Here is a 16,955-nt window from a genome sequence, read left to right as displayed (position 1 = left end):
GGTACCATGGATATCAACACAAAAGCACTGAAAAAGAACGCATTCCGCGTCACCAAGGAGCGCGGCATGACCGCCTCCCGCATCCGTGTCCCAGGTGGACATTTGGATGCCAAGTATCTCGGGGAGATTCAGAAAATTGCGGAAACCTATGGTAATGGCACGGTTCACATTACCTCCCGTCAGGGCTTTGAGATCCCCGGCATTCCCTTTGAAAAAATGCCGGAGGTCAATGCGGCACTTCAGAGTCTGATCGACGGGCTGGAGATCAATCAAGAGGAGGCAGGTCATGGCTATCCCGCCTCGGGTACTCGAAATATCACCGCCTGCGTGGGCAACCGTGTCTGTCCCTACGCTTGCTATGATACCACCGCCTTTGCCCAGCGCATTGAGAAAGCGGTGTTCCCCAATGACCTGCATTTTAAGATCGCTCTGACCGGCTGTCCCAACGACTGTGCCAAGGTGCGGATGCATGACTTTGGCATTATGGGTATGACAGTGCCTCAGTTTGAGCCAGACCGCTGTGTCAGTTGCGGAGCTTGTGTGAAAGCCTGCAAAAAGAAGTCCGTAGAAGCTCTGACACCGGTGAACTTCCGTCCCCAGCGAGACGCACGGCGCTGCATCGGCTGCGGTGAGTGTGTGCTGGCCTGTCCCAATGCCGCATGGACCCGCAGCGATAAAAAGTATTATCGGCTCACACTGCTGGGCAGAACCGGTAAGAAGAATCCCCGCCTGGGTGAAGATTTCATCAAATGGGTGGACGAGGATAGCATTATTAAGATCATTCTCAACACCTATGACTATGTGAAGGAGTACATTGATCCCAACGCTCCCGGCGGCAAAGAACACATAGGCTATATCGTAGACCGCACCGGCTTTGAGGAATTCAAGCGGTGGGCCTTGCGGGATGTCACCCTGCCGGATATCGCAGAAGTTATGACACCCATGTACTGGAAGGGTGTGAAGTATTGATATGCGCCGGAAAGATAGAGAAATTATGGGCGAAGAAATCAAAATGATTCTCCAAAAGGGAGAATACGGAATTCTGTCCACGGTTGGCCAGGATGGAAAGCCGTATGCAGTTCCACTCAGTTATGCCTGGAAGGACGGGCTGATCCATCTGCACTGTGCTGCGAATGTGGGAAAGAAACTCGAAAATATATCCTACTGCTCGGATGTTTGTTTTGTGGTCGTTGGTGATACCACAGTGCAGCCCGAAAAGTTTGGTACTTTGTATGAGAGCGTCATTCTGACCGGTCAAATGATGCCGTCAAAAGATAAGCAGGCCAGTCTGATTGCATTGCTTGAAAAGTACAGCAAAGAATTTCTGGAAAAAGGGATGCAGTACATCCAGGCAGCATGGGACAAGACCGGCGTATATATTATTTACCCCGAACAAATAACCGGAAAAGCGAAACGAACCGCAATGCACAGTAAAGTATAATTTCTTGTGTTCGATGAAAAGAAATTTACAATGCCATAATATCGCTTACAGGTTGAATTACCGTTCCTGCTCTTTGTGCTTTCTCTTATAATGGGTCTGCTGCCCCTTCTGTGCCTGCCGCACCAATCTCCGTACAGCCTGCTGCTCCATTTCTTCATGCAGCATCCGAGAAACCGCCTTTTTGCTGTCAAACATCAAAAGCGGGCTGTACTTCTCGCCGTAAACCTCCTGCGCCCGGTTCTCCGCCTCCTGCTCCTTGCTGGGGCGGATGGCCTGCCTTGCTTCATACAGCTGCACCGGATCAACGCCCTGAGCCTGCTCTCGAAGCCCGGCATATTCAGCCAGGGCAGCGTCCAGCTCGGCGGAATATTTCTGCTCCTGTTCTTCCAGCTGTTTCAGGCTCTGCTCCATGGCGGCGATGTCTTTGGGAAATTTATCGGCAGCATCTTCCTCGGTATATGCCAGCGATGCCAGAAGCATATTTTTCTCCGAACACAGTTCCTGCAAATCCTCTGTCAGTGCCGCAATCTTAGCCGCCAGTTCCCGGTGCCGGAATACATGAACCGCAGAGAGCGTCTTTTTTTCGGAAAGCAGACTGCGGCGCTCCTTCGTCTTATCCCGAATGTCCTTTGCAAGCTGATTGTACTGTGCGAGAGCAGGGCGCAGCGTATTCAGCGAAGTGTTCAGACGCTCCTTGCCTTTGCGGAGATACCCCAGCTGATAGCAGAACAGCAGCAGATTTTTACGCAGATTCTCCATGGCATCGGCAAGTGCCGGGATGGTATTTTTAACTGCCTGCGCCAGTTTTTTGACCTGCCCTCTCAGTTCACGGAGCAGGGCATTGTCCGCCTTGATCTGCCGGTTCAGTTCGTACCGGTCAGAGATGACACCCTTTTTCTCCATGGCTCTGGCAACCACGCCCTCATGAACCGTAGGCCGCTCCAGCAGACCACGCTCGGCATGGCTGCGGTGGTCGATGCGTTCCTCATGTCCGGTGCGCTCCAGATGGCGGTTTGCCACATCTGCCCATGCAGCCCGCCACAGGACAAGCTGCTCGTCGCTGTTCCATCGTTCCGTGATGGGGTTCTGTCTGCCAAATTTGGTGCTTTTGGGGTACTTGGACACCCGTTCATAGCCCTGCGCCTGCGCTGCGGACGGGGCCATATACACCTTCTTTTTGCCCACTTTGTACTGGTACTGTTTCTCCCAGCCGTCGGCCTGCGCCTGCTTGAACTCGGCGGCGGTAAAGCCCCGTTCCTCGCCGTCTTTGACGCAGAGATATTCTTTCTCAGTCTTGTACTGCCATTTTCCCTTTTCATCCAGCGGGCGCACCGTCAGCAGAATGTGGGCATGGGGATTGTGTCCAGGAGGATACGGGTCATGGATGGCAGCATCGGCGCACATTCCGTCTGCCACAAACTGCTCCTTGATGAAATCTTGTAGGAGCTGAATTTGTTCCTCCCGGCTCAACTCTATGGGCAGAGCCGCCACAAATTCACGGGCGAGGCGGCTGTCCTTTGCGGTTTCGGTTTCCTCCACGGCGTTCCACAGGGTTTCCCGATCCTGCCACTCTGCGGGGGCGGTGGCTGGCAGAAAAACCTGCCGCCACCCAAGGCCCTGTTTGCGGGTGTAGTCGTGCTGCACCCCGTCATACTCGTTGAGTATCCGGGAACAGCTCAGATAGGCCGCAGCAGCCACGGCGGAGCGTCCGGCTCCACGACTGACCATCTTGGCCTCCAAATGATAAATCGCCATAAATCACCTTGTCCTTTCTGAAAGGGGTGCCCCAAAACAGGGCACCCTTGTTTTCGCCCAGTACGTCGTGAAATGCGACGCACCTCCAGCAGGGGTGTAACGATTCGTTCCACCCCTGTATCTGTGTCAAGCTGCCGGTGGCAGGTTGACGCAGGCAGGCGGCGGGATGGGGTGGCAATATACCACCCCATGAACAGGGGCTTCCAAAACGGAAACCCCTGCGCCGACTGCGTGGACAAGGCTGGCAGTTTGGCAGAAATGCAGCCTTGTCCATCGGCTCCCGCAGGAGCCGCAATCCCCCTCGGAGAGCGCACGTGCCCGACCAACGGGAGGGCTACCACCGCCTGCTTTAGCAGGTGGTGAGTAAGTGCGCCCTTCGGGAATAAAATATCTTTATTTAATTTAAAGCCCTCGTAGCCGGATCATTAGTTCCCGCTTTAGGAGATCCAAATCCATTTCCCGGATATGTGGAGCAACGCTTTCCAGAATTGCTCCTTCCTGGATCAATCGGTGCGTTCTGGTGTTACGTTCTTTCCTGCGGTTCCTTGCTTCAGCTTCCTCCTGTCGGTGTTTTGCCTGTAAAAGTGCTTTTTCTTCTGACGTCATTATTTTTTTATCTGCCATATCTGGCGCCTCCTTTTCTATGCCCGTATCCGGGCTTTTGGTCTTACAATTCTTTGAATTGGTACTGTTTTGAATGGTCAGTGGCAGTGATACTTTCTCCCATGTCTGGAAAGGGAGATTGCAGTATCACCGCCTGAGAATAGTGGTAATAATGAGGTAATATTTTTTGATATTGTTGGTACCGGATTCATTACAGCAGTATTTTTTTCGCTTCCTGCAGATTGGCAGAGGCATTGACTTGCCGGATGTTGCGGTTATTGATACGAATGGGGGCACACCGTTCCAGAATCCGGTCATAAATTCTTCTATGTGCCACGTCAGGTGCACTATTCAGTTCCGTCAATGTGAGATTGGTTGTTACAATCAGCGGTTTTTTGCTGCGGTAACGGCTGTCGATTACATTGAATACCTGTTCAAGGGCAAATTCAGAATTGCGTTCAATCCCTAGGTCATCAATGATCAGCAGGCTGTATCGGTTCAGACTGTCAATGAACTGGTTCCTGTCTTCAAAATGCATTCCAGTCAGGGTATTCAGAATGCGGGAGAAATTTGTCATCAGCACCGGAACGCCTTTTTCCAGAAGGGCATTGGCAATACAACCTGCAAAGAAGGATTTCCCGGTACCGACATTTCCCCAGAGGAGAAGACCGGAGGAATTGGCTTTCATATCTTCCCAGTTCTCCACATATTTGTGGGCGTATGCCATCTCCGGGTTGATGCCGTTATCTTTGTCAAATGTATAATCATAGAGTGCCTTATCCTGCAACCCGCTGGCTTTCATCCGTTCGATTTCTGCCTGTTTTTCCAGCAGTTTCCGTTTCGTTTCTTCCTGGTTATAGAGTTTCTGCTGGCATTTGCACCGGATGGGCGGCATGAATACCCTGCCCTGCAAGGTGTACCTGCCCTGCCGGGGCGTATGGCATTTGGCGCAGTAGATCAGGCGGTCGGATTCATGAAAATATTCATCCGGCTGCAATTCTCTGGTTGGGACCTGATTGGTCAGTTCTTCTGTAAACTTTCTCATAATGTTTCGTATTCCTCACTTTCGTAAATGCTTTGCCGGGAAGGGGGATTGTCCCGCCTTGCCCAGCTGATGATGGTGGCTGCATGGTTCTGGTAGTGCTTTCCGGTGGAAGCCATGTAGCCGGATAAACGTTCAATATATTCCTGCCAGTCTGAAACCGACTGTCTGACTTCTTCCAGTTCTTTTTCTGACAGAAATACATTTTGAAATTTTCCATAGGGAGAGCGTTTCTCCTGACTCTCTCTTTTTGATAAATCGTTCTTTTCTCTCTCTTTCTTATTACCGGACAGTTTTCTGTCTGTCTCAGGGAAAGAATCCTGTCTGTCAGCAGGACAGTTTTCTGTCTGTCTCGGGGAAAGAATCCTGTCTGTCTGGCAGAAAGCACCTGTCGGGAATTTTATATAGATCCGGTTGGGATGACCGGCTCCCTGACGTTTCCGGAGAATCAGATCCTGCTTTTCCAGTGCGGTCAGGGATGTTTTGATGGTCATCTGGCTTTTGTGGAGAACCTCCGCCATTGCTTCGATGGTAAAGTAGAGGAACACATGCCCGGATGTATCTGTCCAGCCTTCGTTTTTCAGGGAGAGCCTTGCACGGTCAAGCAGAACCATATAGAGCAGCTTGGTTGTTTCATTCAGCTCCATATCCAGGAGAAACCTGGGAAATACCATATAGGGCGGAAGGCTGGTATTTTCTGTCAGAAATTCCGTCATGTGTCCACCTCCTTTACGTCCCGGTTATTCTCCGAGAAAATCCCAGTCTACATCTGTCTCTGGCTCCGGTTCTTCATGAGACGGTAAGGATGCCCTGCTTTGGGGCTCCCTTTGTGCCATCCCTGCTGTCAGACCGGAAAGGAAGAGGGGAAGCGTTTGGTTCAGGCTCTTTTCCACGGCTTCTATAATCTGTGCAACAAAACGTTCTTCCCGTTCCCTTGTTTCCAGATAGGGGTCGTCCTGTGTGCGATAATAACGGTCAAAATAATCGACCAGTGCAAGGGCAATCACATGGCTGTAGGATCTGAATTCCTGCTTGTCCATGGCCTGCAGATATTCCCATGCTTTCCGCTGCAGGTCTTTCTCCAGATTGAAGCGCAGATTTGTGCTTCTGATGTTGTTCGCCATTGCTTATTCCCTCCTTTTCAGGCTCATCAGGGCCAGATATTCATATCCTTTGGCGGTGGCACAGATATCAGCGAGGATCGTGACACGGGATTCGTCATACGTCCCGAAATTACGGATCAGACATCCACCACCGCCGACTACGTACAGCCGCATGAGGTCGGGATTGTACTCATATTTGCGGAGTGTAGAAAAGATATCAGCCACATACTGTCTGGCAACAGCTGTAATACAATCCAGATATGGGGCGGAGATATCCGCTGCTTTGAAGCGCAGAACCTGTTCTACTGTGGCTTCTTCAATCTTTACACCGAACCGGTCGAGGATGGCATTCTTTGCGGCAATCATGCACTGGTTAACCCCGAATTTCTCTGTCCAGCAACGGCTTTCCTGTGCTTTTTTATTGTTGATATACAGGATGTTCATGGTGCCATTTCCGATATCTGCAAGGAGATTGGTTCCTTTCAGAGTGCTCAGAAGGTTTACGATTGCGGGGTATCCCTGTGGATAAAGGCTGCATCCAACAAAACGGATGTGGTAATCCTTGTTGTTGAAGCGGTAGCTGACTTCTGGATTCTGAAGCAGATAGGAGCGGAATTCTTCCCGCTGGTTCCGGATCCATGTCAGGGGAAGCCCGGCAGCCAGATGGACATCTGCTTCCTGGATAGAAAAGACATTCAGTTCCCTTGCCACCGCCATCAGTGTCAGGAGATAATAGTCTTCATCCATCGCTTTGTCCGGGATAAATTCCTTGTGTCCTTCGCCGATCCGGTAATAGGTGCCGTTATATTCCAGAATGTTCCCGGTGAAAATCGGCTCTGTTTCGTAAGCTGTGATTCCGGTGGGCGTGACCGTGTTGGCAGTTTTAATGTTGCCGTAGCCATGATCTACGGCGATGATTTTTGTGTTTTTGATTTCTCTCATAAATAGTCCCTCCATTTTTGTGTTGATTTATCTGGCAGTTTGTACCTACGTGGTACTGGTCTGCTGTGGGATAAGCATACAAAAGTTGGAGGGATAAGACATTGAGAGAAAATTGAGTATGAATTGAGAAAAATGTTTTGAAAATAGGAATACAAGAAGAATAAGATGTTTCAATAATGAAGGAGATCATAGGGTGAATTATAAAAGTAACTTCCGGTTGTAAAAGTAACGTCCGGATGAAAGAGAAACTTCTGTTTTCAGGCAGGAAAACGGAAGTTTTTCTTGCCTAAAAGACTTTTTTTGTGTAAACTTTAAGTACAGTTCCGCTTTTTTGCGCATGCAAAGCGGAGCAAAGGGAGCTTTTTCTTTTTTTGTGAAAGACAAAGTTCCGTTGCCCAGAAGAATACATATGGGACGTGTGTTCATAGGGGCAAAATTAATGGTGTAAGGATAAGTCAGCGGTTGTGGCTGGCTTATTCTATTTTCAGCAGATACGGCTGAAGCGTTACGGAATCCGGTTCGATCCGTCTGACACCCAGCTTATGCAGCAGCGTTTCCCCATAAAAGAAGGAAAAGACCTCATAAGGAGTTCTTCCGCCTAATACCTTTCGTGGAACGGAATTGATATGATCGAACATAAGATTCAGATCTTTCTGCGTCAGGTGTTCGAGATTCCGCTGGTTCGGAAGGATATTCCGGACATAGTTGTGGTTATTTTCTACATGAGGTTTCTGGCTTGGTGTCTGTGGGTCGCAATAAAAGATATTTGTCCGTATCTGTCCGCTCTTTGGATTCTGTTCAAAGAGGGAGACTTTTTCAAACTCTGTCCCACGGTCAGTGAGGATCAGGGAAAAGAGGCGGAAATAGTCGATGCCGAGAAGCTCCTGAAGGAAATCTAAGGCAGAAGCCATGGATTCCGAAGTTTTTTCCTGATGGAGGAATCCGATCATAAGTCCGGTATTCTGAAAAGAAAAGGTCTGGATATAAGGTCCTTGCGGTTGGTTGTACAGAGTATCCATCTCCGTTGTCGGGATGGAAGGATTGTCGGCAAGAAACGCGAGATAGTCTGAAAACTTATGCCCCTCATAGTTGACCGGCTCTCTGCGTTTTTTCAGCTTTTTGCGTTCGCGCATGGAAACCTGTCTGCGCAGAGAGAAGTTATCAACGCCAAAGTCTTTAAAAACGCCGCCTTCGATGTAGGTGTAGAGGGATTTTACCGAAAGGGAGAGTTCCGGATGGTTAGCAAGGATCTGATAAAGGGACTGCCCTTTTTTGAGGAGCGGGGCAATGGTTTGTGCAATGAGTAGACGTTGCGGCTCTGAAAGATTAACGCCCTGTCTGGAATCGGACAGGTGAAAGAGATAATCTTCGTGAGCATGACTGGCGTTGTAGAAGTAATGATCCAGCCGGCAGTGTTTGATGTCCGGACAATGGTTGCAGGCGCCGACGGAGCGGTCACGCAGGGAACAGGACTGTTCGGCATAGGACGGGCAGGCTTCAGAACAGTATTTACGGGGTTTGCTGCACTGTTTAAAGTTTGAACAGATGACAGGTGAATTGAAGCGGTTGCGTGGTTTTAAGGTTCTATGCTTTTTGATTTCTTTTGCAATGGTAGTCGGATCTTTGTGGAGGGAACGGGCAATGGCTGTTTTGGACAAGCGCTTTTCGATGCCCTCCTGGATTATTTTTCTTTCTTCTAAGGTTAAATGTTTTGCTCTCATTATGTACATCCTTTCTCCCATGAACATCACAGGAAGAGGATAACCGGAAATAAGTCTTTCATAAAGCCTTAATGAAAAACAAGCTTCCGGAAGTGCGAAGAAGAACCGGAAGTTACTTTTACATTTCTCGAAGGAGATCATAGTATTGGGATTCTTCAGTTTTTTATTTGCATTTTACAAGAATAAAGAGTATTCTTGTTTGTTAAGAAATGTGATGAAAGGAGTATGAGTGATCCTATGGTGAATATACATTTCCTTACGATCTTACGGGAAGATGAATTTCGTGAGTTGAAGAAAGATTTTCCGCATGATAACGAATTATTACACAGTATCAGATCAATCCGATACTGTAAAGCAGAAGTGTTTCGGGATTGTATTCTGGGAACCTTGCGAGTACCGGAAAAAAATGAAATACGTACACCGCATGTTGTTTTTGGATTTTACCTGACAGATAAAGAACTTTTTTTAATTGAGGACAGTGGGGAACTGAAACACTGGATAGAGAAAAAGGAAGAACAGTTTCAGGAGCTGAAATCGCCGGATCAGTTTCTTCTTAAGATGATGGAACTGATGATTGAAAATGATCTTCTATATTTGTTACATTTGGAAAAAGAAATTGAAAAGATGGAAGATCAGCTTATAAAAGGTGTTCCGGATAATTTCTTTTCGGTTCTTACAAAGTATCGACAGAAACTATCTGAGCTGGATGCATATTATGAACAGCTGGCTATGATTGGTGATCTATTACAGTCTCAAGATGGACTGACTATTATCCATAATACAGAATCGTGGAATCGTTATGCACTCAGGACAGAACGACTGCATAACCATGTGCATTTGCTTAGAGAAAATATACTGCAGTTACGTGAACTGTATCAATCTCAGCAGGATGCACAACAGAATAAAATTATGTGTATATTGACAGTTGTGACAACCTTATTCCTGCCACTTACACTTTTGACCGGCTGGTATGGGATGAATTTTGTAAATATGCCTGAGCTGCAGTGGAAATACGGATATGTTGCAGTGATTGCAATTGCAGTAATTACAATTATTCTGGAACTCATTTATTTTAAAAAGAAAAAATTGTTGTAGGATAAGATTATCCGTAGAGAGTAAAAGATTTTTTTCAGAATTAGGTATTCATTAAAATAGGCTGCACACAATTTTGTATGCAGCCGAATCTATATGAAGAGGTGCCTTTTTCCTCTTTGGCAATGTTAGTTTTTGTTATATTTTTATAACCAGAAACGGTTGGAAAAGCATCCACGCATAACGGATACAATTCCCTGAAGGATCAGGAAAAATCCGATTACCCAGGCCATAGCTGCAATACTTGCAAATGGATGTGTGAAAGACAGAAAACCAATCACAGTCAGCAGGATTCCAAGTACCGTAAACCAGCCCCAGCCTCTTACTCCCAGTTTTTGAAGGTCAAAGGAATTAACCAGTTTGGTGATACCTGAAAAAATCAGCCACATTCCTAAAATAAAGGAGATTGTCATTGCTGTAAACCATCCATTTCCCAAAATGAATAAAGACATCAGTACGGTCAGAATGCCGTCAGCAAGAAACCAGCCAGATCCTGCCATATAATCATGACCGGCTGCAAATATCACTATATCTATAATGCCGGAAAACATCATGGCAACTCCAAAGATAATGGGAAGACCATAAAGAATTTCTCCGGGATTCCTCAAACATCCAATCCCGGTTATAATCAGAAAGATTCCGGCTAAAATCCATAATACTTTTGATGTCGTTTTACTCATATCAAAAACCTCTTTCCCAATTGTGTTTAGCTTTTAAAACAGGCAGGGGTTTTATTCCCTGCCCGTTTGAGATTAACCTTCAATGGCAATATAATGGGAGTTGTTTTCTACTGTCTTCTGCTCTTTTGGAACAGTAAAGGAAAGAATACCATTTTCAAATTTCGGATGGATGTCTTCTCTCTGAACATTATTTCCTACATAAAAGCTCCTGCTTACATTTCCGGCATAACGCTCTCGGCGGATATATTTTCCTTCCTTATCCTTTTCATCTTTATCAAGACCTTTTGCGGCACTTACAGTTACATAACCGTTTTCAAGCTGGATCTGAATCTCATCTTTCTTAAATCCCGGAAGATCAATGGCCACTTCGTAAGTGTTGTCTTTTTCCTTTACATCGGTCTTCATGATATGGGGAGCATGTTTCCCATACAATTTTTTATCGATGTCCGGAAAAGCAAAATCATCCATAAAATCATCAAATAAACTTTCTCCAAAAATACTAGGCATTAACATAAGTCATATCTCCTTTCATGACATAAACTAAAGTTTGCACTATCGGAGAAACCCGAAGTGTTGATTTATGAATATCAGGAAGAGAAATCATTTCCTCTTCCTTTGTTCTATATGTAATATAACACATGAATTAGCACTCGTCAATAGAGAGCGCTAATAATTTTGTGAAGATTTTGTGAACTTCTGTGAACCTGAATGCCACGTTTCATGGGATTGAAAAACAGCCTGTGTGTACTATACTTAATAGGAAAAATACGATAATAAAGAGGCGATTGTAATGAGTAAAACAAAAGAAGTACTGTTGAGTCTGTTAAAACTGGCGGCAATTGTCTTTGTAGCTACCATACTTGGAAAGATATTTACAGGACTGGGATTTCCAGAGACTAACATTGTAGTGATGTATCTTTTGGCTGTTCTTTTGGTTGCAAGATTTACATCAGGATATCAGTATGGGATTTTATCAGCGGTAGTTTCCTTACTATGTTATAATTATTTTTTTACAGAACCCTATCATACGCTTGCTGTAAATGATCCGGAGTATCTGGTTACTTTTTCAATCATGCTGACAACTTCCATTCTTACGAGTGCCCTGACAACAAAAGAAAAACTTTTAACGAAAGAAGCAAATGAAAGAGGAAAAGAAAGCCAGATTTTATATATGCTCTCCAGTAAACTGTCGGATGCTTCAGATATAGAAGCAGTTCTGAAAATCGCTGCAGAAAGTATCAGCCATCTTCTTCAGATAAATGTTGGATGTATTTATATTGGAAGACAGTCTGCACCGATCTACATTCAGCAGTCAGGAAAAGAACAGATTCACAGAGGATTGCCGGATGTAGAAGAGATTCGGAAGAAATATACAGATCTTCGGACAGAATATCTGGAAGAAGAGGACACTTATGGATATCCGGTTAATGGGAGGGAACACTTGCTTGCAGTGGTAAAAATTGATAAAACTGTGAATGCGGAACAGCTGCAGGAAAAGAAAAAGCTGTTGCATTCTATCATAGAAAATGTCTCCATGGCGATGGAACGTATTGAAGTAACGGTAGAAAGAGTGCGTGACAGAGAAAATATGGAACGGGAAAGAGAACGGGCGAATCTTCTGCGTGCGATTTCCCATGATCTTCGGACGCCGTTATCAGGCATTATGGGAACTTCGGAAATGCTAATGGATATGACAGACAAAGAAGACAGACGTCAGGAACTGCTTCAAGGTATTTATCAGGATGCCGACTGGCTGAAATCTTTAGTAGAAAATATCTTAAGTCTGACCAGACTGCAGGATGGTAAAATTGTGATATAGATATTTATATTATACCTGACAATAAGATGGAGAAAGAAAAACAGAAGCTTCGAAGAAGTGTGGAGCATACGATGACAATCAAAAATATGCTGAGTGCTTTGGTATGTCTGCTTTTGTCAACAGTAATAGGTTTTGTTTTTTATGAAATGAAATTTAGCGATACCAATATCATAACAGTATATATTTTGGGAGTTATGGTTACTGCGATTATTACATCAAGTCGGACGATTTCTTTCCTGCAGTCTGCAGCGAGTGTAGTGGTATTCAACTATTTTTTTACAGACCCAAGGTTTTCTCTGGATACTTATGATCCGGGTTATCCGGTTACTTTTGTGATTTCCTTTATTGCAGCTCTCATCACAAGCAATATTGCATTAAAAATGAAAACACAGGCAAGAGAACTGGCAAAACTTGCATATCGTACAAAGATCATTTTGGATACCAACCAGCTTTTGCAAAATGGAAAAACAGTAGAAGAAATAGGAAATACAATGGCAGCTCAGTTGGGAAAAGTGCTGAGTCACACCGTGGTATATTATGGACTGGAAGGGGAACATCTTGGTTCTCCTGTGATATATAATGCTAACGGTGAGAAGGATGAATCTCATCGAAGCAGCTTGATTACCGAAAACGAACATGCAGTAGCTGAATGGGTATTTAAGAACAATAAACGGGCAGGAGCAACTACAGGAACATTCAGTGAAGCTGCATGTTATTATCTTGCAGTCAGAAGCCTTGATGCGGTGTATGGTGTTGTTGGGATTGAAATAGGGGATGGAGAGATACTGAGTGCTTATGAGAGCAATATGTTAATGGCTATCCTTTCCGAGTCGGCGACTGTTATGGAACGGGAAGTTTTAAGGACTAGGGAAGAGGCTGCAACGGAAAAGGCTAACAGCGAAAAGTTAAGGGCAAATCTTCTGCGGTCCATTTCCCATGACCTTCGAACTCCGCTTACCAGTATTTGTGGAAATGCGGATATGCTTCTTCAGGGAAAGTTAAATGAGGACAAAAAAGAAAAAGTGTATTCTTATATATATGATGACTCGTTCTGGCTGCTGAATCTGGTAGAAAATCTTTTATCTGTTACAAGAATTGAAGACGGTGGAATGAAGATAAAAAAACAGGCAGATATGTTGGAAGATCTGATAGAAGAAGCGTTGAAACATATCAGCCGGAAAAGCAGGGAATTTTCGATACGGGTCAGTATGGAAGATGAAATGCAGCTTGTTAATGTGGACTCACGACTGATTCTTCAGGTAATTATTAATATTGTAGATAATGCGGTGAAGTATACGCCTCCAGGCGGAGAGATTGTGATATCTACAAAGAAAGAAAAAAGTTTTGTACATGTGCAGATTGCAGATAATGGAAAGGGAATTCCGGATGAAGATAAACCGCATATTTTTGAAATGTTTTATACGGCAAATAATGAAATAACGGATTCGAAACGGAGTTTGGGTCTTGGGCTTGCTCTTTGTAAATCAATTATCAATGCACATGGTGGGAAAATAATGGTTTATGATAATGAACCGAAAGGTGCCATTTTTGATTTTACGGTGCCTGCTGAGGAGGTAGAGATTCATGAATAATTCAAATATATTAGTGGCACCGGAACTGATCCTGTTGGATCTGGGACTTCCTGATATAGATGGGGTTGATGTAATAAGAAAAATACGTACCTGGTCAACTGTTCCAATTACTGTGATAAGTGCCAGAAGTGAAGATAAAGATAAGATTGATGCCTTGGATGCCGGTGCTGATGATTATATTACCAAGCCATTTTCAACAGCGGAACTTCTTGCAAGAATCAGAGGAAACTATAGGAGAATTCAGTACATACAAAATAATCAGCAGGGGGGAGATCCTGCCTTTCATAATGGTAGCTTGACCATTGATTATCAAATGCAGACAGTATATGTGAAAGAGGAAGAGATTCATGTGACTCCAATTGAATATAAAATCTTATGCCTGTTGGCGAAAAATCTTGGAAGAGTTCTGACCCATACCCACATCACGAAGGAAATATGGGGAAGTTCTTTGGAAGGAGACATTGCTTCACTCAGGGTTCATGTGGCAACAGTAAGAAAGAAAATAGAAAAGAAAGATAGCTCTAATAAATGTATACAAACACATGTGGGAATTGGGTATTGTATGGTTAAACAGGATTAAAGAACTATTTGATGAAAGAATTATAGCTGATTACTAAGCATGTCGAAAGTACGAAATGTAATTGTTAGATAAATGAGTATGATAACACAGGGGCTTTCTCCCAAAATTGGGAAAAAGTCTTGGCAAAAATAACGGCGGGCAACCATGTCCGCCGTAAAATTATGCCTGTTTATTGTTTGAGGTCAAGATGCCTTTTGCTAGAGCAATGCCGACCTGTGGATACAATTGCTGAATTTCCAGATATTTTGCTTCAATCAGTTCTGGTTCATCTGCCCAGACATCCTCATAGATTTTCATGGCTTTTTTGAAATGGCTTTTTGCCTGTGAGAGATTTGCTGTAATCAGACTGATATTTCCCATGGATTCCTGCACCTGTGCATAATCCAGACAGTGATCTGAATTATAGTGTTTGATAATCTGTGCCAGTTTCTGGAGAGCCGACATTGCCCGCTCCGGTTCCTGCATTTCTGTCAATAAGGCGGCGTAATTGTTGATCTGCGGGATACTGTCATTGGTATAAAGCAAATGGTACTGTTCCAGTAGTAAGATACCCTTTTCCATGTGTTCTTTTGCAAGTTCTGTCTGACCGTTCATGCGGTAAAGACCTCCAAGATTTGCATGAAGGTTGGAAACGAGGTGGGCATTCCCTTCTGTGATTTCTTTGATCTGCGCAAGTGCTTCTTTTTCCAGTTTGATGGCTTTTTCTGGTTTTGTTTCCATGGTTGCCTGATAATCCAGCAACAGTGCCCGATCAGAAGTGGTGCCATAATTATTTTCTTTTAAAATTTGCTTCAATTCCCGGAGTATCTCTCTCATACCCTTTTGGTAGTGGTATTTTTCCATATATGGGAAGACATCCTCTAAAAACAGTAGGTATTTGGATATATCATCTTTTTCAATCAGGTGAATGATATTTTCCGCTGTCTGGAACAATTTTTTGTAATAGCTGACCTCCATGCCATGCATCAAACATATTTTTTGAAGGGAATCCAGCAAAGTGTGACAGCTCGTGATGGAAGGTCTGGTTTCAGAAAGGGCAATTTCCTGAATCATTGGATGCAGGGAAATGGTATGCCGGGTGTTTGCCTGCACAAAACCTGTCTCAATCAGGTCATTGATGTCATTTAAAGTAGTCAGTCCGAGCCAGTCAGCAAAGATACGGGCGGAAATACCGGCAGGAGGCAGAAAACAAAAATCACGCATGATATCCTGTTGTTCCTGCGAAATGGAATATAGGGAGAACAGGGTGTGAATATGGTTATAGTAAGTTGCCTTGCTGTTCTGTCCGTCTTTGATAGCATTGATTTTGTCTTCATTTTCAAGGGATGCCTTTTCCACACGGAGTTTTTCCAGTAATTGCTCTGGTGGTAAAATCCCATTTTCCAGAAGTTTAGCTGCCAGTTCTACCGCAAAAGTATGGCGGTGAACGGTTTCTATGATCTCTTCAACAAGCGTCCGATGTTCTTCTGCTTCCGAATAAAATGCAGATGCCAGCTGAAACAAACTGGAGGGTTCCCGTATTTCTTTTAGCTGCAGAATGCAGTGTCCGTCAAATTTACTTCTTGTCGTAAAAAGAATCCGGCAGCGGTATTTCAACACTACTGACAGAAAACTATCCTGTGTAGAGGTCACATTAAAATTATTTATGATGAGCAGGGTATCATCCTTCAGAGAGCGAAGAAAACGATTGTGTTTTCGGAAACGTTCTTCTTCACTGTCTTCCGGCAGATCGTCAGTGAAATCCATATCTGTAACTGACTGATGTAAATCTCCGGTATATTCGACATAAAGGATGTTCGTATAATATTTTTTGTATTGTTTCGCATATGCTTTCGCCATCTCACTCTTTCCGATTCCGGCAATCCCATAGAGAAATACTTTGCTGTTTTCTTCCAGCATTGTATGTAATTCTCCCAGTTCTTCTTCCCTTCCAACAAAATGACGGCACGGCCTGGGCACTTCACTGTCCATGATATAATCCAGAACAACCGGGGAGAGGGCGCCGCCTGCGATCAGCTTCTGATTTCGGGTGTCCCTTTTAACAAATTGACGCTCCATACCAAAGGAGATCAGCTTTGCCAGAAACAGGAGCCGTGAATCCGCAGGCTTGTACAGCAATGCCAGTTTATTCTTTTTCGCTTCGGAGACGGTGGCATCCTGCATAAACAGGGTGTAAACATCCTGCAGTGCCTTGCTGCAGTCGGTCATCAGTGGCAGAAGATTTTGATGTATTGTTTCAGCCAGTTTTTCCTGTTTACTTGGTTTGGCATAGTAAGTAGAGATTTTAGGGCTGATCTTCGCCTGTCCTGTCATCCACCGGCAGACAAGCCCATTATCAAAAGAAAAATCTTTGCTTTCCGGGCTGTCCATAAAATCCTCAAATACTTCATATAAAAATTCAGGCTGGTTCATCTGGTTACTTTCGCTGATATGATTTTTTAAACATGTCATTATAGAGCTAAAATCGCATCGATCCAATCGCAATCCCACCTTTTTGTATCATTTCTTTTTTTATCTGGTACTAGATTTCTTTTATCATAGCACAAACATATGTTCTGCACAATGATATTTCAAGTCTATGAACA

Annotated in this window: 16 protein-coding genes; 6 read left to right on the top strand and 10 right to left on the bottom strand. The window is 44.5% G+C overall.

The window, feature by feature from the left end; translation table 11 throughout:
- Positions 1-6 precede the first annotated feature (6 nt).
- Together asrC and QOX44_RS13425 are read left to right on the top strand one after the other, a co-directional pair.
- Positions 7-969, top strand: a complete 963-nt coding sequence (gene asrC, locus QOX44_RS13430; RefSeq protein WP_283683737.1) for a sulfite reductase subunit C — start codon at positions 7-9, stop codon at positions 967-969.
- Between the two features lie 25 nt (positions 970-994).
- Positions 995-1,441 (top strand): pyridoxamine 5'-phosphate oxidase family protein, encoded by a 447-nt coding sequence (locus QOX44_RS13425; RefSeq protein ID WP_283683736.1) that lies wholly within the window; start codon positions 995-997, stop codon positions 1,439-1,441.
- Positions 1,442-1,498: 57 nt separating this feature from the next.
- Here QOX44_RS13425 and mobQ read toward each other — a convergent pair whose 3' ends face one another.
- From mobQ to QOX44_RS13390, 7 genes are all read right to left on the bottom strand, one after another.
- Positions 1,499-3,196 carry a MobQ family relaxase gene (gene mobQ / locus QOX44_RS13420; protein WP_283683734.1) on the bottom strand — a complete coding sequence of 566 codons (1,698 nt, stop codon included), beginning with the start codon at positions 3,194-3,196 and terminating at the stop codon, positions 1,499-1,501.
- A 402-nt stretch (positions 3,197-3,598) separates the two neighbouring features.
- Entirely contained in the window at positions 3,599-3,820 is a 222-nt protein-coding gene (locus QOX44_RS13415; RefSeq protein ID WP_283683733.1) for a DUF3847 domain-containing protein, read from the bottom strand.
- 190 nt (positions 3,821-4,010) lie between these two features.
- A complete protein-coding gene (locus QOX44_RS13410; RefSeq protein ID WP_283683730.1) occupies positions 4,011-4,844 on the bottom strand; it encodes an ATP-binding protein in 834 nt (277 codons plus the stop codon).
- Positions 4,841-5,557 (bottom strand): replication initiator protein A, encoded by a 717-nt coding sequence (locus QOX44_RS13405; RefSeq protein ID WP_283683728.1) that lies wholly within the window; start codon positions 5,555-5,557, stop codon positions 4,841-4,843. Before QOX44_RS13405 ends, QOX44_RS13410 begins: the two co-directional genes overlap by 4 nt.
- 24 nt (positions 5,558-5,581) lie before the next feature.
- The gene (locus QOX44_RS13400) at positions 5,582-5,965 is read right to left on the bottom strand and encodes an adenylate cyclase (RefSeq protein WP_283683726.1); all 384 of its coding nucleotides are present in this window, start codon (positions 5,963-5,965) and stop codon (positions 5,582-5,584) included.
- Between the two features lie 3 nt (positions 5,966-5,968).
- On the bottom strand, positions 5,969-6,886 hold the full coding sequence (locus QOX44_RS13395) for a ParM/StbA family protein (protein ID WP_283683724.1): 918 nt from the start codon (positions 6,884-6,886) through the stop codon (positions 5,969-5,971).
- A gap of 473 nt (positions 6,887-7,359) precedes the next feature.
- Positions 7,360-8,607 (bottom strand): IS30 family transposase, encoded by a 1,248-nt coding sequence (locus QOX44_RS13390; RefSeq protein ID WP_283682841.1) that lies wholly within the window; start codon positions 8,605-8,607, stop codon positions 7,360-7,362.
- A gap of 225 nt (positions 8,608-8,832) precedes the next feature.
- Here QOX44_RS13390 and QOX44_RS13385 point away from each other — a divergent pair, with 225 nt between their 5' ends.
- Positions 8,833-9,702: a magnesium transporter CorA family protein gene (locus tag QOX44_RS13385; protein ID WP_283683723.1), complete on the top strand. Its 870-nt coding sequence runs from the start codon at positions 8,833-8,835 to the stop codon at positions 9,700-9,702.
- 143 nt (positions 9,703-9,845) lie between these two features.
- On the opposite strand, the gene QOX44_RS13380 is transcribed toward QOX44_RS13385, so the two are convergent.
- Together QOX44_RS13380 and QOX44_RS13375 are read right to left on the bottom strand one after the other, a co-directional pair.
- The gene (locus tag QOX44_RS13380) at positions 9,846-10,379 is read right to left on the bottom strand and encodes an HdeD family acid-resistance protein (protein ID WP_022066662.1); all 534 of its coding nucleotides are present in this window, start codon (positions 10,377-10,379) and stop codon (positions 9,846-9,848) included.
- 72 nt (positions 10,380-10,451) lie between these two features.
- Entirely contained in the window at positions 10,452-10,892 is a 441-nt protein-coding gene (locus tag QOX44_RS13375; RefSeq protein ID WP_283683718.1) for an Hsp20/alpha crystallin family protein, read from the bottom strand.
- Positions 10,893-11,169: 277 nt separating this feature from the next.
- Here QOX44_RS13375 and QOX44_RS13370 point away from each other — a divergent pair, with 277 nt between their 5' ends.
- Genes QOX44_RS13370 through QOX44_RS13360 form a run of 3 tightly spaced genes read left to right on the top strand, consistent with a single transcriptional unit; the run spans position 11,170 to position 14,370 of the window.
- Positions 11,170-12,198, top strand: a complete 1,029-nt coding sequence (locus QOX44_RS13370) for a DUF4118 domain-containing protein (RefSeq protein WP_283683717.1) — start codon at positions 11,170-11,172, stop codon at positions 12,196-12,198.
- 26 nt (positions 12,199-12,224) lie between these two features.
- Positions 12,225-13,790: an ATP-binding protein gene (locus tag QOX44_RS13365; RefSeq protein WP_283683715.1), complete on the top strand. Its 1,566-nt coding sequence runs from the start codon at positions 12,225-12,227 to the stop codon at positions 13,788-13,790.
- Complete coding sequence (locus QOX44_RS13360; RefSeq protein ID WP_283683713.1) at positions 13,783-14,370, top strand: response regulator transcription factor; 588 nt, start codon at positions 13,783-13,785, stop codon at positions 14,368-14,370. Before QOX44_RS13365 ends, QOX44_RS13360 begins: the two co-directional genes overlap by 8 nt.
- Positions 14,371-14,529: 159 nt before the next feature.
- Here QOX44_RS13360 and QOX44_RS13355 read toward each other — a convergent pair whose 3' ends face one another.
- Positions 14,530-16,782, bottom strand: a complete 2,253-nt coding sequence (locus QOX44_RS13355) for an Archaeal ATPase (protein ID WP_283683711.1) — start codon at positions 16,780-16,782, stop codon at positions 14,530-14,532.
- Positions 16,783-16,955: the final 173 nt, after the last annotated feature.

It is taken from the genome of Parablautia sp. Marseille-Q6255, assembly GCF_951230155.1.
Lineage (GTDB): Bacteria > Bacillota > Clostridia > Lachnospirales > Lachnospiraceae > Choladousia.
The sequence above is the reverse complement of the archived record's forward strand: the minus strand, read 5'-3'. Positions and strand labels throughout refer to the sequence as shown.